This is a genomic window from Paenibacillus turicensis (genome assembly GCF_050461185.1).
In the GTDB taxonomy this organism is placed as follows: Bacteria; Bacillota; Bacilli; order Paenibacillales; family Paenibacillaceae; genus Fontibacillus; species Fontibacillus turicensis_A.
This window is the reverse complement of sequence record NZ_JBCMOR010000008.1, coordinates 12,051-29,761: the sequence shown is the minus strand read 5'-3', so window position 1 is coordinate 29,761 and position 17,711 is coordinate 12,051. Positions and strand designations below refer to the sequence as shown.

17 protein-coding genes and 1 riboswitch are annotated in these 17,711 nt (G+C 39.2%); of the genes, 13 read left to right on the top strand and 4 right to left on the bottom strand.

Annotation, left to right across the window (positions count from 1 at the left end; genetic code table 11):
- Positions 1–104 precede the first annotated feature (104 nt).
- Both ABE099_RS13675 and murC read left to right on the top strand, forming a co-directional pair.
- A complete protein-coding gene (locus tag ABE099_RS13675) occupies positions 105–1,478 on the top strand; it encodes a bifunctional folylpolyglutamate synthase/dihydrofolate synthase (protein WP_430031639.1) in 1,374 nt (457 codons plus the stop codon).
- A gap of 6 nt (positions 1,479–1,484) precedes the next feature.
- Positions 1,485–2,861: a UDP-N-acetylmuramate--L-alanine ligase gene (gene murC, locus ABE099_RS13670; RefSeq protein ID WP_430031637.1), complete on the top strand. Its 1,377-nt coding sequence runs from the start codon at positions 1,485–1,487 to the stop codon at positions 2,859–2,861.
- Between the two features lie 116 nt (positions 2,862–2,977).
- On the opposite strand, the gene ABE099_RS13665 is transcribed toward murC, so the two are convergent.
- The 4 genes from ABE099_RS13665 to ABE099_RS13650 are packed head-to-tail and all read right to left on the bottom strand — an operon-like array spanning position 2,978 to position 6,875.
- Positions 2,978–3,865 carry an energy-coupling factor transporter transmembrane component T family protein gene (locus tag ABE099_RS13665; RefSeq protein WP_430031635.1) on the bottom strand — a complete coding sequence of 296 codons (888 nt, stop codon included), beginning with the start codon at positions 3,863–3,865 and terminating at the stop codon, positions 2,978–2,980.
- Positions 3,862–5,625 (bottom strand): ABC transporter ATP-binding protein, encoded by a 1,764-nt coding sequence (locus ABE099_RS13660; protein ID WP_430031633.1) that lies wholly within the window; start codon positions 5,623–5,625, stop codon positions 3,862–3,864. Before ABE099_RS13660 ends, ABE099_RS13665 begins: the two co-directional genes overlap by 4 nt.
- A gap of 4 nt (positions 5,626–5,629) precedes the next feature.
- A complete protein-coding gene (locus ABE099_RS13655; protein ID WP_430031631.1) occupies positions 5,630–6,256 on the bottom strand; it encodes an ECF transporter S component in 627 nt (208 codons plus the stop codon).
- Position 6,257: 1 nt separating this feature from the next.
- A complete protein-coding gene (locus ABE099_RS13650) occupies positions 6,258–6,875 on the bottom strand; it encodes a YkoF family thiamine/hydroxymethylpyrimidine-binding protein (RefSeq protein ID WP_430031629.1) in 618 nt (205 codons plus the stop codon).
- 138 nt (positions 6,876–7,013) lie between these two features.
- Positions 7,014–7,125: riboswitch (TPP riboswitch) on the bottom strand.
- Positions 7,126–7,284: 159 nt separating this feature from the next.
- Here ABE099_RS13650 and ABE099_RS13645 point away from each other — a divergent pair.
- From ABE099_RS13645 to ABE099_RS13595, 11 genes are all read left to right on the top strand, one after another.
- Positions 7,285–8,565 carry an SPOR domain-containing protein gene (locus tag ABE099_RS13645; RefSeq protein WP_430031627.1) on the top strand — a complete coding sequence of 427 codons (1,281 nt, stop codon included), beginning with the start codon at positions 7,285–7,287 and terminating at the stop codon, positions 8,563–8,565.
- Positions 8,566–8,719: 154 nt separating this feature from the next.
- On the top strand, positions 8,720–9,325 hold the full coding sequence (locus tag ABE099_RS13640; protein WP_430031625.1) for a Maf family protein: 606 nt from the start codon (positions 8,720–8,722) through the stop codon (positions 9,323–9,325).
- Positions 9,326–9,406: 81 nt separating this feature from the next.
- Positions 9,407–10,096 carry a RadC family protein gene (radC, locus tag ABE099_RS13635; protein WP_430031623.1) on the top strand — a complete coding sequence of 230 codons (690 nt, stop codon included), beginning with the start codon at positions 9,407–9,409 and terminating at the stop codon, positions 10,094–10,096.
- Positions 10,097–10,135: 39 nt separating this feature from the next.
- On the top strand, positions 10,136–11,170 hold the full coding sequence (locus tag ABE099_RS13630) for a rod shape-determining protein (protein ID WP_210088614.1): 1,035 nt from the start codon (positions 10,136–10,138) through the stop codon (positions 11,168–11,170).
- 189 nt (positions 11,171–11,359) lie between these two features.
- On the top strand, positions 11,360–12,217 hold the full coding sequence (gene mreC / locus ABE099_RS13625; RefSeq protein WP_430031621.1) for a rod shape-determining protein MreC: 858 nt from the start codon (positions 11,360–11,362) through the stop codon (positions 12,215–12,217).
- Complete coding sequence (mreD, locus tag ABE099_RS13620; protein ID WP_430031619.1) at positions 12,217–12,765, top strand: rod shape-determining protein MreD; 549 nt, start codon at positions 12,217–12,219, stop codon at positions 12,763–12,765. Before mreC ends, mreD begins: the two co-directional genes overlap by 1 nt.
- Positions 12,766–12,836: 71 nt before the next feature.
- Entirely contained in the window at positions 12,837–13,496 is a 660-nt protein-coding gene (gene minC / locus ABE099_RS13615) for a septum site-determining protein MinC (RefSeq protein WP_430031617.1), read from the top strand.
- A 3-nt stretch (positions 13,497–13,499) separates the two neighbouring features.
- The gene (gene minD / locus ABE099_RS13610; protein WP_210088739.1) at positions 13,500–14,294 is read left to right on the top strand and encodes a septum site-determining protein MinD; all 795 of its coding nucleotides are present in this window, start codon (positions 13,500–13,502) and stop codon (positions 14,292–14,294) included.
- Between the two features lie 6 nt (positions 14,295–14,300).
- Positions 14,301–15,434, top strand: coding sequence for an FtsW/RodA/SpoVE family cell cycle protein (locus ABE099_RS13605; protein WP_430031615.1), 1,134 nt, complete (start codon positions 14,301–14,303; stop codon positions 15,432–15,434).
- Between the two features lie 472 nt (positions 15,435–15,906).
- Positions 15,907–16,860 (top strand): peptidoglycan DD-metalloendopeptidase family protein, encoded by a 954-nt coding sequence (locus ABE099_RS13600; RefSeq protein WP_430031613.1) that lies wholly within the window; start codon positions 15,907–15,909, stop codon positions 16,858–16,860.
- Complete coding sequence (locus ABE099_RS13595; protein ID WP_430031612.1) at positions 16,853–17,710, top strand: M50 family metallopeptidase; 858 nt, start codon at positions 16,853–16,855, stop codon at positions 17,708–17,710. Before ABE099_RS13600 ends, ABE099_RS13595 begins: the two co-directional genes overlap by 8 nt.
- The last annotated feature ends 1 nt before the right edge of the window (position 17,711 follow it).

The window sequence follows — 17,711 nt, the reverse complement described above, 5'->3', positions numbered from 1 at the left end:
ACACATAACAAAGTCTTGCACTTGGTTACTCGTAATCATTGTGCAAGACTATCTGTTATGGATTTTTTTGCTCTGTAGTCCTATAATATCAACTGAAGGTGAAAATGATGGAAGTGAGTAATAGGGAGCAAGAGCTGCCAGCAAGTTATGAAGAGGCAGTAGAGTGGATTAATAGCTTAATACCTTTTGGAATTAGACCGGGGCTTGAACGTATTTTGATGATGATGGAGGCCTTTGGGAATCCACATGAAAAACTAAAATTTATCCATGTTGCTGGAACGAATGGAAAAGGTTCCTCTTGTGCTTTTTTAACACGAACTTTAATGGAATGTGGATATACAGTTGGCACATTTACGTCACCCTATATTACAAAATTCACAAACCGTTTTCAATATAATTTGGAGGACATTGCGGAAGAAACCTTATTATCTGTTACAACGCAAATGATGCCTATTGTTTGGCAAATTGCAGATAGTGAGCTAGGTTCTCCAACGATGTTTGAAGTAAGTACAGCAATTGCGATTGTTTATTTTGCTAGCTATTGTAAACCAGATGTTGTAGTATGGGAGACTGGTCTTGGGGGAAGGATGGATGTAACAAATATTGTTACGCCATTAATTTCTCTCATTACGAATATTGGGATGGATCATACCGATGTGTTAGGTGATACGATCCAATTAATTGCTGCGGAAAAGGCGGGGATCATTAAGGAAGGTATCCCTGTAGTAAGTTGTGTAACTCAACCTGAAGCGATCGCTGTTTTAAAAAAAACGGCTAAAGCGAAGCATGCGCCATTGTATTTGTGGCAGGAGCAATTTACTTATAAACGTGAACCGCTAAGTGAGCTTAGTCAACAGTTGCACTTTAGTGGCCCTTCCCATGACCTTTTGATTGAAATTGGACTACAAGGGGAGCATCAATGTACAAATGCATCGGGTGTATTAATGGTGCTGGAAATTTTGCGTAAGCAATTAGGTTATGTATTAAGTGATGATGCAATTAAAAAGGGTATGCGTGATACATTGTGGGCAGGAAGAATGGAATTAGTTCGTTCTAATCCGAGGATTGTATTGGATGGCGCTCATAATCCAGAAGGCGCTGCATCACTAGCACATAGCATTCCTGAAACGTATCAGTATAAAAAATTGAATCTGATGATGGGGATTCTTGCGAATAAGCATCATCAAGCCTATTTACAGCATATATTACCTATAGTGGATACATTGATATTAAGTGAGCCTGATTTTCGGAGAAAATTAGATGCAGAAGACTTATTTGAAATTGTGAATAAGCTTAAGGCACAATATGCAAAGGCAGATTTGAAAATTATTGTAGAACCTGACTGGAAAAAGGCGCTCTCTCTATTGTTAGCACAAACAGAGCAAGATGATTTGGGCGTTGTGACAGGTACATTGTATATGATTTCTGATGTGAGAGCGAATCTTTTGCATCAAACCGATTCTGAAAAAGGCTGGTGACTTTCTTTGTTGAATTATACAGAACAACATGTTCATTTTATCGGTATCGGTGGATACGGTATGAGTGCGATTGCCCGTGTTATGCTCGAAATGGGGTATAATGTAACCGGTTCTGATCTTGCTTCACAAGAGTTGACTGAAAAATTAGCAACAAAAGGTGCAAAAATCTACATTGGGCACAATGCAGAGCAGGTTCATGGTGCGGACTTAGTTGTTTATTCTACTGCTTTGCCTAAAAGTAATGTGGAGCGTGTTGAAGCAGAGAAACTAGGAATTCCTGTACTACATCGTTCTGAAATGCTTGCAAAATTGTTGAATGAACGAGAAGGTGTAGCTGTTGCAGGTACACACGGTAAAACAACAACAACGTCGATGATTGCAAGTGTCATGGACAACTGCGGTATAGATCCAACCTACATCGTTGGTGGCGAAATTGTAGATAAAGGAACAAATGCAAAAGCGGGGAAGGGAAAATATGTTGTCGCTGAGGCTGACGAAAGTGATGGCTCATTCCTACACTACTATCCAGCCTATGGCATTGTGACTAATATCGAAGCAGACCATTTAGAAAACTATGACGGTGATTTCAACAAATTAAAGCAGGCCTATGTGCAATTTGTGAATCAAATTAAGCCAGGTGGTAAAGCCGTTGTATGTGGAGATGATCACAATATCCTTGAGTTAATGCCGCAAATGACAAGTGAAATTGTTACATACGGTATTGATGCGAACTGTGACTACATGGCCAAAGACCTTGTATTAGGTGATCGCAAAGTAACCTATACGATGTTTCATGGCAACGAAGAATTAGGGCAAGTACACCTATCTGTACCTGGTAAGCATAATGTTTACAACTCGATGGCAGCGGTGATTGTGTGCTTAGAGGCAGGAATTCCTTTTGCAGAAATCGTTGATGCGATATGTCTTACACATGGTGCAAAACGTAGATTTCAGGTGTTAGGTGATTACAATGATATTTTGATTATTGATGACTATGCACATCACCCTACTGAGATTTTAGCTACGATCTCTGCGGCAAAGGCGACAGGTAAAAAAATTATTGCCGTTTTCCAACCACAACGCTATACAAGAACTTACTTTTTACTGGATGACTTTAGTCGGGCATTTGGGGAAGCCGATGAAGTGATTATTACCGATATTTATTCCCCTGCTGGAGAAAAGCAAATTGAAGGCATTAATTCAGCCAGACTGGTAGAGTTAATTAAACAAAATTCCAATGCGAATACAAGACATTTACCTACAAAGGAAGATGTTTTAGTTGATTTACAAGGCCGTCTTGCTTCAGGTGATTTAGTGTTAACGATGGGTGCGGGCGACATTTATAAGGTGGGTAAACATCTTGCAACTAAGCTCGAAGCTTAATTGTGAACATAGGTTAACTGTAATAAATGTGATAAACATGACATAAATGTGTAAATAAAAGAAGTGTGGATTGCGCCTCTATTTAGAGGAACAATCCATACTCCTTTTTTGTTTTATTATTTTCCAATCCAATTTAACGTACCCATTGAGTACGAAACAGTATACGCAGCTACAACACCACACAGCATTATGCAAAAAAACAACCAGTCTCGCCACGTAACTTGCAATTTTACATAGTAATCTCGGTTTTTATCTCCCGTAAACCCACGCGAAATCATGGCTACAGCTAAACGTTCTGATTTTCGAATTGCACTCGCAAATAATGGGATTGTACTACGTTTAATATTGTAAAAAAAGTTGGTGAGTTTGTTCTGCTTTGGGCCTGCCCCACGAATGCGATGCGCTTGCTGAATGATAGATAACTCCTGTCTAAATAAAGGTAAAAAACGATAACCTGCTAAAATTCCATATGCCAGCTTCGGCGACAGCTTACATTGCTGCATCAAGCTAAATATAAAAACGACCGGGTCTGTTGTTAAAATAAATAACAAGGATAACATGCAATACGCTAAAGGTCTTAAGGCTAAGGCAATAGCATGTTGTAGTGTGGAGGCATGAAGCTGTACAAATCCCCAAGAGAATAATAATTGCTCATCGATAGAAGCTTGGTTTGGAAAGAGGATCGCTGTCATAAAGTAACCAAAAGCTAAAAATATAAATGGAATGAGCAGTAAAAGCCATTTTCGCCAGTTAAAAACACCAAACGTCCATGTTAGTAAAAGCGTAAACAAGCTGAAGCTAAGAAAAGTAACATAATCCAACGCAAAGGATAAAATACAAATACATATGATTACGCTGAGTGCTTTTATCGCAGGGTTAACCTGGTTTAAAAAGCTACGATAGGAGTTATTAGTAATATTTCTAGCACCTTCAGGAGTAACAGAAGTAACAGAAGCGCTGTTAGGCGTATAGGCTTTTATTTGTTCTGAGGTGGTCATGTTCATAGAGATACGCTACCTTTTGTACTAGAATAAGAGCTTTTCTTATTTTTCATAGCTTCAAGTTGCTGAGCTAAACAAACTGATATTGGCTTGCTTAGATGATAGTAGGCTAACTGCTCATTAGGAAGCTGCCACAACTGTGAAGTAGGCCCATCAAAGGCAATCTTCCCTTGGTTTAAAACAATGACTCGGTGACAATATTGCTCCACAATTTCCATATCATGTGTAATCATAAATACACTCATGCCTTGGCTTACCCGTAAATTTAACGCATCCATAATTTCCTGAGTAGAAAACTGATCTTGTCCATAGGTAGGCTCATCACAGATTAATAAGCCTTGCTGTTCACTTAGCATCGCCGCAACGCTTAGCCTACGTTTTTGTCCTTCACTTAACGAAAAGGGGCTTGCATGACGATGCTGGGATAACCTATATTGCTCCAGCAAACCGATGACACGCTCATGGATGGAGGACTCATTAAGTCCTTGCTCTCTCATGCTAAATGCTAACTCGTCATACACAGATTCCGTTACAAATTGATGCTCTGGGTGCTGAAAAATGAGACCAAGCATCTGCCTTAGCTCTAATTCAGGATAATGTTGAAGTGGCAGTGTGTTTAGCTTGATTTCTCCTTGTGTTGGTTTTAATAACCCTGACATTAATCCCGCCAATGTAGATTTCCCAGCTCCATTAGGTCCCACCAGCGCAATAAATTCACCTTGAGGAATACATAAGCTAATATTGTTGATAATGTTATTTTTGAATTTTCTTGATTTTCTAGCAAAAGATATCTCATCTAACTCCAACAGGGGTGGGAGATGGCTTGTTTTTTTACTCTGCTTTAGCATTTTACTTCTATTGCGATTTAAGTATTGCAATGCATGATTTCTAATGGAAGCAGGCATTGCTATCCATTTCTCGAACAGCTCATCTGCATGTAAAGGTGCCTCTGCTTCAATCACAGTTTTGCACTTACTATCACAGTAGAGCTGTAATTCCTCATGTAACGTTGTCGCGGTGGGCATCCATATACCAAGCTTCGCTGCTTGGGCAACATGATTGCTAAAATAATCAACAGCGTCACCCTGAAAATCAAATGTTCCCTCCTTACCAAGCACCGCTAATTGATCCACATAAGGCATCCAAGCATCCAGTTGATGCTCAATCAGCAGGACGGCAATGTTGTACTCTTGCTTTAATCGATCAATACATGCTGCAATCCCTTTCGTACTGATTGGATCAAGATTACTAGTGGGTTCATCTAAAATAAGCACCTTGGGCTGCAGCGCTAAAGCACAAGCGATTGATAAACGCTGCTTCATCCCGCCAGATAAGGATTCAATGTTAGCATAGCGATATTTTTCTAAAGCAACGAGTGTAAGTGCTTCATTAATACGTGTATCAATCTGATGAGCAGGTGTACCTATATTTTCAAGACAAAAGGCAAGCTCATCTTCCACCTTTAGCATACAAAACTGACTGTCCGGATCTTGAAACACAATACCGACATGTTTTGCGATGGAACTGGCATTCATTGAGGATAAGCTTTTTTGTTCAAGGAGCACCTCTCCATGTACAACTCCCTCTATCGCATGTGGATAAATTCCGTTTAAGCACAAAGCGAGAGAGCTTTTGCCACTGCCACTAGGACCAAGTAATAAGGTTAGCTTTCCTGGCTTAAGCTGTATATTTATGGATGAAAACAAAGGAGCAGAGTCATTTTCGTCTAAATAAAGAGACAAATTATGAGCTGCAAGTGCCATCATATCATTCCACCTTTATAGAAGTATGGGAGGTAGCATGGGAAGTAGTATGAGATTGTAGCTTCTGTTGGTTTTGCTGCTTAGCTATCGGGAAATTACGTAGAACACCTGTTTTAACGAGTGCATCAGCAATCCATTTACCTAACCAGCCTGCGAGTAGAACTCCACTTATTATCCGTACAACAAACATACTAATAACTAGTGAAGTAGAAAGTGCTGACATCCCTGAGTAGAAGTACCCCCAAATAAAGCTAAATACCGCTGAACCTGCTCCAGCAAGTAGTAATACAGGCTTGCGATAGCTTTTGTACCGAAATGCAGCAAAAACTGCCTCCGCACCTAACCCTTGGATAAAAGCAGATAATATTAAAATAGGTCCGGTTGTGTTGCCGATGAGCACCTCAATCGTCCCTGCAATCGTTTCAGATAACAGCGCGGCCCCTGGTCTTCTTAAAATATACGCGGCGATAATTGAGACAATAAACCAAATTCCGAAAATGATTTCATAACCCATCGGTCCCATAAAACCAAATAAAACATTTCCGACTTGGAGGAATAACAAGTAGATGACAGCAAAGACTACAGATAATGAGCTTAAAACGATAATGTCACGTAGCTTCCAATTTTTCATGTTAGAGGTCACCCTTCTTTTCGGAAGGACTATTACAACCGATCGTGGCGGTCATAACGACATGATTAGTTTCTTTAGTCGTTGATTGAAATACTTCATGAAGCGTATCAAAAATTTTAGAAATATCACCTTGTAGTTGACTAGCATAGTGAACACCACCCGCAAAGGTGCCTCTCTTTTCGGCGATATCCATCGCGCTATAAATCTTATCCATATAATTAACTTCTCCTAATGGATAAAGGGCAAATTGAGCCTTGGCGTCCTGATCATAACTAACCTCATTACATAACACATCATCTACCTCCATATAGCTATCGCCCGTAGTATCACCAGGACAACCAATGGAGAAGGTTGCACTAATTACGACATGCTGTTTACTGCTAGCTGCGTGCTGATAAATAGTTTGCACCACATTAAATACGTGGTTTATTTTCCCGCGTACACAGGTGCTAATACTGTCGCTTTCATGCCATACCTTGGACGTGTTTGTTTCAGCAATTGCATCCACAATAATGGAGACAAATTGATCGCTCATCGGATAAAGTGAAAACCTGCAGCCTACAATTCTCCCTGTGCCACATCCTACATTGTTTTGAGCTGTGTTTTGCTGTTCTAACATAAATAAAACCTCCTTTATAATTGCTGGATTTTACAGTCAAGGAGGGCGAAGAGCATAAAAAAACTGCACTTTCTAAATGGATCAGAAAGCGCAGTTCTATCTAATAATTTTGAAAAAATCAAACTAAAGGTATAAATTATTAGCTTCGCCGCACTTCCCCACGCTAGTATTATCCAGATCGGGTACAAGGGTTAACCTATGTATGTTCACATAGACTTCTCAGCCGGCTACGGCACCCCTAGTGCATAACAAAAATATGCAATTTGTAATGACTATCATTATACATAAGTCCCATGTACAAATCTACCATATATTTAAAAGATAATTAAAACAAAACCTATTACTAAGCATAACTAGGCATATTAACTCATATGGTTAAGTAGAAGCTTGGACAAGGAGCGTGCAAAAGGTGAATAAAGCAAAAATGACCTTTCGTTTTGATACTGCAAAGCCTGTACTAGATCAACCAACACGATCAATAGAACAAACTGCCCAACCCGTGAACAACTTACAAAATAGAGTTGAGCTTGGGCATGAACAAGTACATCATGAGCCAATACATCATGAGCCAATACATCATGAGCAAAAGCAAATTGAAGCATATTATGAGCAAAAACAAGTACAAGACGATGAACACCAGTACAAGAAAGAGTATGAACATATACATGGGCAAGTGCATGATCAAGTTGTTGATCAAGTACAGCATCAAGTGTATGACCAAGGATATGAGGAAAGTAGTTCTACTCAAAATGAGAGGGTGACATACCAGCCTATCGATACCAGCAATTGGGGGGACCCATTTGTGGATCATGTCGATTTAGGAGGGGGGATTTATCCAGTCGAGACACCGCCAAGTAAACGTACGACCAATTGGTGGAAGCTAAGTGGGTCCATTGCGGGTGCTGTTATGACTGGCGTTTTGTTTGGTGCAGTAGTGTTAGCTATATTTAATCAAGAGATTACAATGCCTGTCCCAACAGGGGGAGTTCCAAGTCAATCGGATCCTGCAACCTCAGTTTCATCTACAACACCTAGCTCTAAAGAATCATCGACCTCAATTCCGCCTGTAGGAATTAAGCTACCAGATAAAACCTATTATTTTTTGCAATATGGTGTGTTTAGCACTGCACAAGGTGTACAGCTTGCCCAAGAAGAGCTGCGGGCATCAGGAATTGCAGCAGCGAGAGATACAGTGGATGAAAAGCGTGTATACGCAGGTGTATCCTCAGAGCGTGAGCAAGCAAAGCTGCTTGGAAATGAATTAAAAGCACAAGGCGTTAATTTAATTATTCATGAGGTTGGATTTCCTAGAGCAGCCGTGGTTCCATTCCAAGGAGAAGCAGCTATACTAGAAAACTATATTAAGTCTAGTGTAGCCATTGTAGATCTGTTATCAACTGCATCTGCAGATCGGCTCCAGCAAGCAGAAGCTAAAGCTCTGGATGAAGCGGAGATGAAGGCATTGCAAACCGCTCATCAGGAATGGATTAATGCAGCTACTGGAATTCAAGGTAAGTTAGCAGGTAAGCAACTTGAAGCTGTCACAGTGATGGATAAGTCAATTCATAGTGCAGTAGAGGCGATAAGCGAATTTAATAAAAAGGGAGCTAAAACGTTGCTATGGGAAGTGCAAAATGAATTGATGAAATTTATTTTGGCAGAACAACATATGATATCGTCTACACAGTAAATGGTATAATAAGACAAGGGTAGAAATGATTCCCCTTGTCTTATTTGTGTTTGTATTGATAAGCAATTAACCTTATAATAATGAAGTGTAAAAATATGGCGAGAACTTTTTAAAATGAAAGTGTAACTATTGCCTTTAAGGAGCGTTATATCTTTTGAACTCAAAAAATACAAGACCGATCATTCTTGCCTCTACTTCTCCAAGAAGAAGTCAACTCTTGTCATGTCTAGAGTTAAGTTTCACCGTAATTGCTAGTCATGCTGATGAACAGGTACCTGAAAGCTTTACACCAGAACAAGTTGTACATGAACTGTCGTCACGCAAGGCGGAATCAGTGTACACTTCACTTAAGTCAATGCACAGCGATGCTGTTATTATTGGAAGTGACACGATTGTTGTTCGAGATGGCACCATCCTAGGTAAACCACAAGATGTAGAGGAGGCAGCTAATATGCTTACTTCACTACAAGGCAGAAGTCACCAAGTATGGACTGGAGTTACGTGTTTAGATGGGTCTACTGGTGAAAAGCATATCGCTCATTGTGTCACAACCGTTACGATGAAGTCTTTGTCTGAATCAGAAATTCAAGCTTATGCTAGCAGTAAAGAAGGGCTGGATAAGGCTGGAGGCTATGGAATTCAAGGCTTAGGCGCCTCTATCGTTACAGGGATTGAGGGTTGTTATTTTAATGTCGTTGGTTTACCTTTATCATTACTTAGCGATATGCTGAAAAAATATAATATACATGTTTTAGCATAGTCACCACAAAAAATGGAAGTGGTAAAGCATATCCTTCCGAAATGTATTTCTTATTTACATTCGGAAATGGAGATGTTAATTATGGTTTATCCTTCTCATTTACTAAAAGATATGCCAGAGCATGAACGTCCACGAGAACGTATGCTTCAGTATGGCGTTAAGGCTTTAAGCCATTCAGAATTGCTGGCAATTTTACTTCGAACAGGTAGTAGGCAACAATCCGCACTTCAATTGGCGCAAAGTGTATTGCTCGAAACTGAAGGTGTTCGCGGACTTATGGATTTTAGTTTAGATGAGCTTGTTGGTATAAAAGGAATTGGCCCAGCTAAAGCAATTCAAATTAAAGCAGGGATTGAGCTGGGGCATCGAATTTCGCAAAGTAAGCTTCCTGATCCCACTGTGATTCGTCGACCAGAGGATATCGCTTATTATGTCATGGAGCAGTTGCGTTATTTACAAAAAGAGCATTTTATTTGTCTGTTTTTGAACATAAAAAACCATATCATTGCCCAAGAAACATTATCAATCGGAAGTCTGAATGCATCGATTGTTCATCCGCGCGAAGTATTTCGTGCCGCGATTAAATGCAGCAGTGCTTCCATTGTGTGTGTCCATAATCATCCTAGCGGTGATCCAACTCCAAGCTCTGAGGACATTTCGATTACCACTCGCTTATGTGAAGGTGGCAAACTTCTTGGAATTGATGTGCTTGATCATATCATTATTGGAGATGGATCGTTTGTAAGTTTGAAGGAGCAGGGCTTGATGTAATATAATAGCTAAGATACACGAGGAAAAGGAGAATACATCATGTTTGGAAGTTTTACGAAAGATTTAGGAATTGACTTGGGGACAGCGAATACGCTTGTCTATACACGTGGTAAAGGTATTATTGTAAGAGAACCCTCGGTAGTAGCTATTCACACTGACACTAAAAATATTGTTGCAGTAGGGGAATCAGCCAAAAAGATGATTGGTAGAACACCTGGCAATATTCGTGCTATTCGCCCTATGAAAGATGGCGTAATTGCTGATTTTGATACTACAGCAACGATGATTAAATACTTTATTAATCAAGCGCAAAAACAGCGTTCATTATTTCAACGCCATCCTAACGTTATGGTTTGTGTTCCATCTGGGATTACAGCAGTAGAGCAACGTGCCGTTGAGGATGCTACGAAGCAGGCAGGAGCGCGTGAAGCGTATACGATCGAAGAGCCATTTGCAGCAGCAATTGGTGCCGACCTACCTGTGTGGGAGCCTACTGGTAGTATGGTTGTTGATATCGGTGGCGGTACAACAGAAGTTGCAGTCATTTCCCTTGGAGGGATTGTAACGAGTAAATCTGTTCGTGTGGCAGGTGATGAAATGGATGATTCTATCATTCAATACATTAAACGCCAATACAATCTTATGATTGGGGAAAGAACATCAGAGCAGTTAAAGATGGAAATTGGCTCTGCAATGCCACTTGAGAAAGTAGAAACGATTGAAATTCGTGGACGTGATCTTGTTACAGGACTTCCAAAAACATTAACGATTACTTCAGATGAAATTTCAGAAGCATTAAGTGATACTGTAAATGCAATGGTAGATGCAGTGAAGGTTACGCTTGAGAAATGTCCGCCAGAGCTTGCAGCGGATATTATGGATCGTGGTATTGTATTAACAGGTGGTGGTGCTTTGCTTCGCAACCTAGATAAACTATTGGCAAGTGAAACTGGTATGCCTGTCATCGTTGCAGAAAATCCACTGGATTGTGTTGCGATTGGAACTGGACGTGCGTTAGACAACATTCACCTATTTAAATCTAAAAGTTCTTCCACTTTACGTTCGAAACGATAATTATCAAGAAGTACACCCTTATACTGGTTGAATGCTTTTATAAACTGGAAAAGCGGCGCCGTCCACTGGACGGCCTTGCCGTTTTTTTTCAAATGTATTTCCTATATTTTTATCTTTTTTATTATTTTTATTTGGATCATTTAATGATTTTGCAATTTGTAAGGTTGGAGGGTGCTCAAACTGTTTAAGATGCTGGGCAACAAGAGACTATTTGTTTTATTGACGGTACTTATTATTTTTATTGCCTTGATGGGCTTTACATTAGGCTCTAGGAAGGAATTGTCCTGGCCTGAGAAATTTGTAAAGGATACGGTAAGCTTTGTACAATCGATCTTCTACAAGCCTGCTAGCTATGTAGCGGGCTTCTTTGAGGATATAGGGAACTTGAAATCACTAGAGGAAGAAAATGAACAGCTCAAAATCGCTTTGTCCCATTACACAAGAGATAAAGCAAAATACAACTGGATTGATCAGGAGAACGAACGACTTCAAACCTTGCTCAAATTTACAGATGCGCAAAAAAAGCTTAATAACTATGATTGGGTGATTGCACAAGTCGTAAGTGTAAATGAAGATCCAGTCAACAAAACGATTGTCTTAAATATCGGCAGTCGTGAAGGTGTGAAGGAAGGGATGGCTGTGTCCTCTGTGCAAGGATTGGTGGGTGTCATTAGTCATGTAAGTAATTTTACATCTACCGTCAAATTAGCAACGACTATGGACTCAAAAGATCCTAACTCTAACGCCATTGCAGCGACAGCCCAAGGAAAAGAAAACCAAGTATTTGGGATGATCGAAACGTATGATAAAACAACAGGTAAGTTTTTAATGACAAAAATTGAAGATTCCAAAACATTAGCCAAGGGCGATCTCATTGTGTCCTCAGGTATTGGCGGAGTTTTCCCACGAGGTGTAATTATAGGGACTGTAGATGAGGTCCAGGTTGATTCCTACGGATTAACCTATACAGCAACGGTTACTCCAGCAGCTAGCTTTATGGATTGGAAGGAATTATTTGTGGTGTTTACACCAGAGGTAGAAAAATAGTGAGTAGAGTCCAACGCCGTAAATATATTCTTTTGCTGCTGCTGTTTTTGTTATTTATTATTGAAGGTACGATTATTCCTTGGTTGATCCCAGGTTTTTTGCAAAACAGAATTGCACCACATTTAGTTTATGTAGTCATTTTATTTGTAACCGTGTATTATGATCGCCATACTGCACTTATTTTAGGTTTCTCTTTTGGTATGCTCCATGATATTGTTTATTATGGTGCATTAATTGGAACTTATTCCTTAGCAATGGGTTGCTCTTGCTACATACTTGGGCTTATATTTAGATCTCATCGTGCACCTATGCCACTTATGTTGATTGTGACTTTGCTAGGAAGCTTATTGTTTGATTCCATCGTGTACGGGGTATATTTAGTGTTTGAAATTACCCATCTGCCGTTTTCATGGGCTTTATCTAACCATATTATTCCTACTATGTTTTTCCACTTTGCATTTGCGTTGATGATTTATGTTCCTCTACGACGTCAGCTTGAAATCATTGCAAAACGCCGATCCTTGGACGAGAATAAGACACGCACCTAAGTACTTTTCTTGTTAGGAGGCAGGAAAGTTATGTCTCCGAAGCGAATTGATCTAAAAGGGAGGTACAGGCTATGAAGGTTAAATCCAATCATGTTACGATTAAGGGCATCAAGGACGGCCTGGTTTTCCTTTTAGATGACAAATGTGAATTTCCTAGTCTTCTAGAGGAGCTGCGATATAAATTAGAATTTAGTCATCAAAATATTTTGACGGGTCCGATTATTCATGTGGACGTTAAATTAGGTGCCCGTGAAATAAGCGAAGAGCAAAAAGTGATGATTTTAGATATATTATCGAAAAAAGGCAATTTATTAATACGTTCTATCGATTCACCACCTGTTAAGAAGGAAGAAGACAGTGCAACGATTACTACAATGGGAGGAATTGTTAGATCAGGACAAGTTCTTCATCATGAAGGTAACCTTCTGTTTCTAGGCGATGTAAATCCTGGTGGCAGCCTGACATGTACAGGAGATATATATGTACTTGGCTCGCTACGTGGTATGGCACACGCGGGGGTTAATGGAAATGAGAATGCAATCATTGCTGCTTCTTATTTGTCCCCTACTCAATTGCGAATTGCTGATATCATTAGTAGACCTCCAGATGAATGGGAAAATAAAGAAACTAGTATGGAATTTGCTAGCCTGCGAGATGGTGTGATGCAAATTGATAAAATAAGCAACATTAGTCGTTTCCGGAAGGATTTAAATGTGTTTAAAGGGGTGTGAATGATGGGAGAGGCTATCGTAATTACTTCTGGTAAAGGTGGCGTAGGCAAAACAACAACATCAGCAAATATTGGGACAGCACTAGCATTGCTTGGGAAAAAAGTTTGCCTAGTAGATACCGATATTGGTTTGCGTAACCTAGATGTTGTTATGGGACTTGAAAATCGTATTATATATGATTTAATCGACGTTGCGGAAGGACGTTGCCGTCTTAATCAGGCTTTAGTAAAAGATAAACGTTTTGATGAGTTATATATGCTACCAGCTGCACAAACAAAGGATAAAACTGCGATTTCTCCAGAGCAAGTCAAAGATATCATTTTAGAATTAAAAAAGGAATATGAATATGTTATTATTGACTGCCCTGCTGGGATTGAACAAGGCTTTAAAAATGCTATCTCTGGCGCAGACCAGGCGATCGTAGTTACTACGCCAGAAAATGCTGCGGTGCGTGATGCTGATCGCATTATTGGTTTGTTGGAAAATTCACATATTGGTTCGCCTAAGCTTGTTGTGAACCGCGTTAAATCTAGCATGATGAAATCAGGGGATATGTTAGATATTGAAGGTATTTTGCAAGTACTAAATATCGATTTAATTGGAATTGTACCTGACGATGAAATGGTAATTAAAGCTGCAAATACTGGAGAACCCACCGTAATGAATCCTTCCTCGCAAGCAGCGATTGCTTATCGCAATATTGCCCGGCGTATACTTGGCGATACGGTTCCTCTCATGGTGTTGGATCAAAAATCCAGCGTCTTTAAACGTTTCAAAAAGTTTTTCGGAATGGGTTGATCGCGGTTGGTGTTTAAACTTAAAAAGCTTGACTGGGTTATTGTAGGTACATTAATTGTGCTTATGGTGATGAGTACAATATTAGTGAATAGCGCAATTGCTCCTTATGAAAATCAGTTTAATGGTTATGAAATGCGTACAATTATATTTTACATTTTAGGCTTTGGTGTAGTTTTTGGTGTATCGCTTGTTGATTATCGTACAATACTCACCTATAGCTGGTATGTGTATGGATTTGGCTGCTTATTGTTAGTGTTTGTTTTCTTTACACCTGCAATTAATGGCGCTCGGAGTTGGTTTTCGATCGGGAGCTTGCAGTTTCAACCCGCTGAGCTAGTTAAAGTGATTTTAATTATATCTGTAGCTTATTTACTTGGTAAACGAAATGGGCAACCTCTAAAAATAGGACAAGATATTATTCCGATTACGGGTGTAGTGATGCTCCCGTTTTTACTTGTGTTGATTCAGCCCGATTTAGGAAATGCGATCATTTATCTTGTTATACTTGTTGCAATGTTGTGGATAGGAAATTCAAAATATAGTCATGTTGTAATTGGTTTTGCTGGAGTGACAGTTTTGCTTATTGCATTTGTGACTGTATTTAATGCATATAATCAAGAAATTCGTGATTATTTGACCCAGCATAATAAGCTACATTGGTATCAACGGATTAATACGTTTGTGGATCCTGACAATGCAAGCAGTGATGATAGACATCAATCTAACTATGCAAAAATTGCGATAGGTTCCGGTGGCTTAATGGGCGATGGCTATATGTCTGGTCAGCTTAAGAATAAAAAGTTTATTCCTTATCCTTATTCTGATTCTATATTTGTTGTAGTAGGAGAAGAGTTTGGTTTCATTGGCGCATCCGTATTGCTATTAACATACTTCTTACTTATTTATAGGATGATATTAATTGCTTTAGGCTGTATTGATAAAAGAGGGGCATATATTATTGTTGGAATTGTCGCGATGTTTCTATTTCAAATATTTGAAAATGTAGGGATGATGATTGGATTGATGCCAATCACAGGGATTACACTTCCATTTATTAGTTATGGGGGCACCTCGCTATTAATTAATATGTTATGTATTGGAATTGTGTTTAGTATTAAGCTTCATCAGGAGAAATATTAGACTGTAAAATTACGAACTAAATTAAATTAGTAGTTGGCAATGATGGGGATGGATGCTACGAGACAGAGGGTTCTTACGATCGTTGTTAAAACCAGATTTCTTATATATGTAATTTAGCCGTTGAAATCTGGTTTTAAGAAACGAACGTTCCACTTCTCCAGAATCCCTCTGTCCCTTCGCTGTGTGGGTTGTTTGCCAACCACTAATTTAAAACATTAGCTCTTAATTTTAACTTGTATTTGAAAATTTCTAAAATATAAACAAGCTAAAAATAAAATCAGTGAAATAAGTGAAAAAGCTGGTGCATAGGCACTGGCTTTTTTTTATTTGTGTGCGCATTTTCATAATTTAGCCAAGCCCTTCATAAGTATAAGTATGAAATAGAGACAAGCAGAGGGAGTTAGCGCTCTATAGTTTGTAATAAGTGAGAGCTGATATAAAACTCTAAAGTTTGTTAGGAGGGGCGAACGCAATGGAAGATATAAAATCTAACGTTAAAAAGCGTAGAGAGGAACGAATTAGACAACTAACAGCAGGCGATATTGTAGGTTATGTTCCAGAAGCTCAACAAGCGCGTACATCAAAATCACCAATTTCACCTATGTCACCTATGTCACATCCAGCAGACTCAAGAGCATCAGCATCAACAACATCGCCATCAGCAACAAAACCGTCAACAACAACATCTTCATCCTCTAATAACTTTTCCTCAATGGAAGCTGATCCAGAGCTAGCATGGAAGCATAACAATCCTTGGAAAAATAAATTTGAAAATGATATTCCAGATAAGCCTTCACGTAATAAAAGCTATTTTTGGAGAGGACAAGGTATACGCCTTTTGGTCAGTGTCATAATTTTTGCTGGCATTTATGGAATCCAAAATGTACAGACCTCTTGGTCTTTTCCGGTTCAATCGGCCATTGTACAATCGCTTACCCATGAAATGGATTTTAGTAAAGTAGAAGTGTGGTACGAGGATACCTTTGGGGGATCCCCTTCCTTTATCCCTATTTTTAAACATAATGACCCACAGGGAGTAAAGGTTGAGGGAAAAGCAGGATTTGTAACTCCGTTGCAAGGAACAATTGTAAGCTCATTTGCAGTAAGCATGAAAGGAATCGAAATTCTCCCTAATGACAAGTCCGCTAGCAGTATAAATGTACAGAGCATATCGACAGGTAGAGTAATTGCTATAAATCAAGATGCAGTTACAGGTAAAACCGTCGTTATTCAACATACAGGGGGATATATAAGCAGTTACGGACGGATGGAGCAAGTGTTTGTTCAAAAAAATGACTGGATTGAAGGGGGGGAATGGATAGGTTCGCTACCTGCGACAACAAGTAGCCCTCAAGCTACATTGTATTTTTCTATAGAAAAAGATAAGAAATTCATCGACCCAACGGATGTGATTATGATTGATTAAACTAGCTGGAATTACAATCAAGCTTCATCCCTTTTTTGTGCTTATGATGTTGGCATCTGTAGTAACAGGTCATTTTCTAGAACTATTAAGCTTATTTGTAATTGTCTTTATTCATGAATTGGGCCATGTCACCGCAGCACGTTTATTTGGTGTTTCTGTTTTGTCAATTGAAATGCTACCGTTTGGTGGAGTAGCTGTAATGGAGGATAGCGCTTATTTGTCAGCAGGCAAGGAAATCATAATCGCCCTAGCAGGTCCCTTGCAAAATGTATTATTAATTTTTTGTGCTTATTTTTACCAATATATTGGCTTAGGAGAAGGCGCATTTTTGTCCTATTTTATTGAATGTAATCTGATCATTGCCTTGTTTAACCTGCTTCCAATCCTCCCTTTAGATGGTGGAAAGGTTAGTCAATCATTATTTAGCTTATTTGCACCCTATCATGCGACTTTATTATGGTCACTTCGAATCAGTGTTGTAGGCAGTCTATGTATGGTTAGTTATGCGATTATTCCATTTTTGCTAAGTCAAAAGCCCCCTCAACTTAATCTGTTATTAATTGGTAGTTTTTTGTTGTATTCCAATTGGCAAGATTATCGAAATCTCCCCTACCGGTTTATGCGTTTCCTTATCCGTCGTGAGCAGACATATACCAAACATTGGATATATGGAAGTATAGCAGTTCCTATTGTTTCTCACCCACAGAAACCTTTAGAATATATATTGCGTCTATTTAGAAGAGAGAAATATCATTTTATTTATGTGATGAATGAACAAGGTGATATTGTTGCGGTTTTACCAGAACAAAAGGTCATTTCAGCTTTTTTGCGTGGTTTACCTAATCCATGAG

Bases quoted from the DNA above. Each gene is read 5' to 3' on its own strand.
- ABE099_RS13675 (WP_430031639.1), top strand. From the start codon at position 105: ATGATGGAAGTGAGTAATAGGGAGCAAGAGCTGCCAGCAAGTTATGAA.
- ABE099_RS13665 (WP_430031635.1), bottom strand. From the start codon at position 3,865: ATGAACATGACCACCTCAGAACAAATAAAAGCCTATACGCCTAACAGC.
- ABE099_RS13660 (WP_430031633.1), bottom strand. From the start codon at position 5,625: ATGGCACTTGCAGCTCATAATTTGTCTCTTTATTTAGACGAAAATGAC.
- ABE099_RS13655 (WP_430031631.1), bottom strand. From the start codon at position 6,256: ATGAAAAATTGGAAGCTACGTGACATTATCGTTTTAAGCTCATTATCT.
- ABE099_RS13650 (WP_430031629.1), bottom strand. From the start codon at position 6,875: ATGTTAGAACAGCAAAACACAGCTCAAAACAATGTAGGATGTGGCACA.
- radC (WP_430031623.1), top strand. From the start codon at position 9,407: ATGGTTTATCCTTCTCATTTACTAAAAGATATGCCAGAGCATGAACGT.
- ABE099_RS13630 (WP_210088614.1), top strand. From the start codon at position 10,136: ATGTTTGGAAGTTTTACGAAAGATTTAGGAATTGACTTGGGGACAGCG.
- mreC (WP_430031621.1), top strand. From the start codon at position 11,360: ATGCTGGGCAACAAGAGACTATTTGTTTTATTGACGGTACTTATTATT.
- minC (WP_430031617.1), top strand. From the start codon at position 12,837: ATGAAGGTTAAATCCAATCATGTTACGATTAAGGGCATCAAGGACGGC.
- minD (WP_210088739.1), top strand. From the start codon at position 13,500: ATGGGAGAGGCTATCGTAATTACTTCTGGTAAAGGTGGCGTAGGCAAA.
- ABE099_RS13600 (WP_430031613.1), top strand. From the start codon at position 15,907: ATGGAAGATATAAAATCTAACGTTAAAAAGCGTAGAGAGGAACGAATT.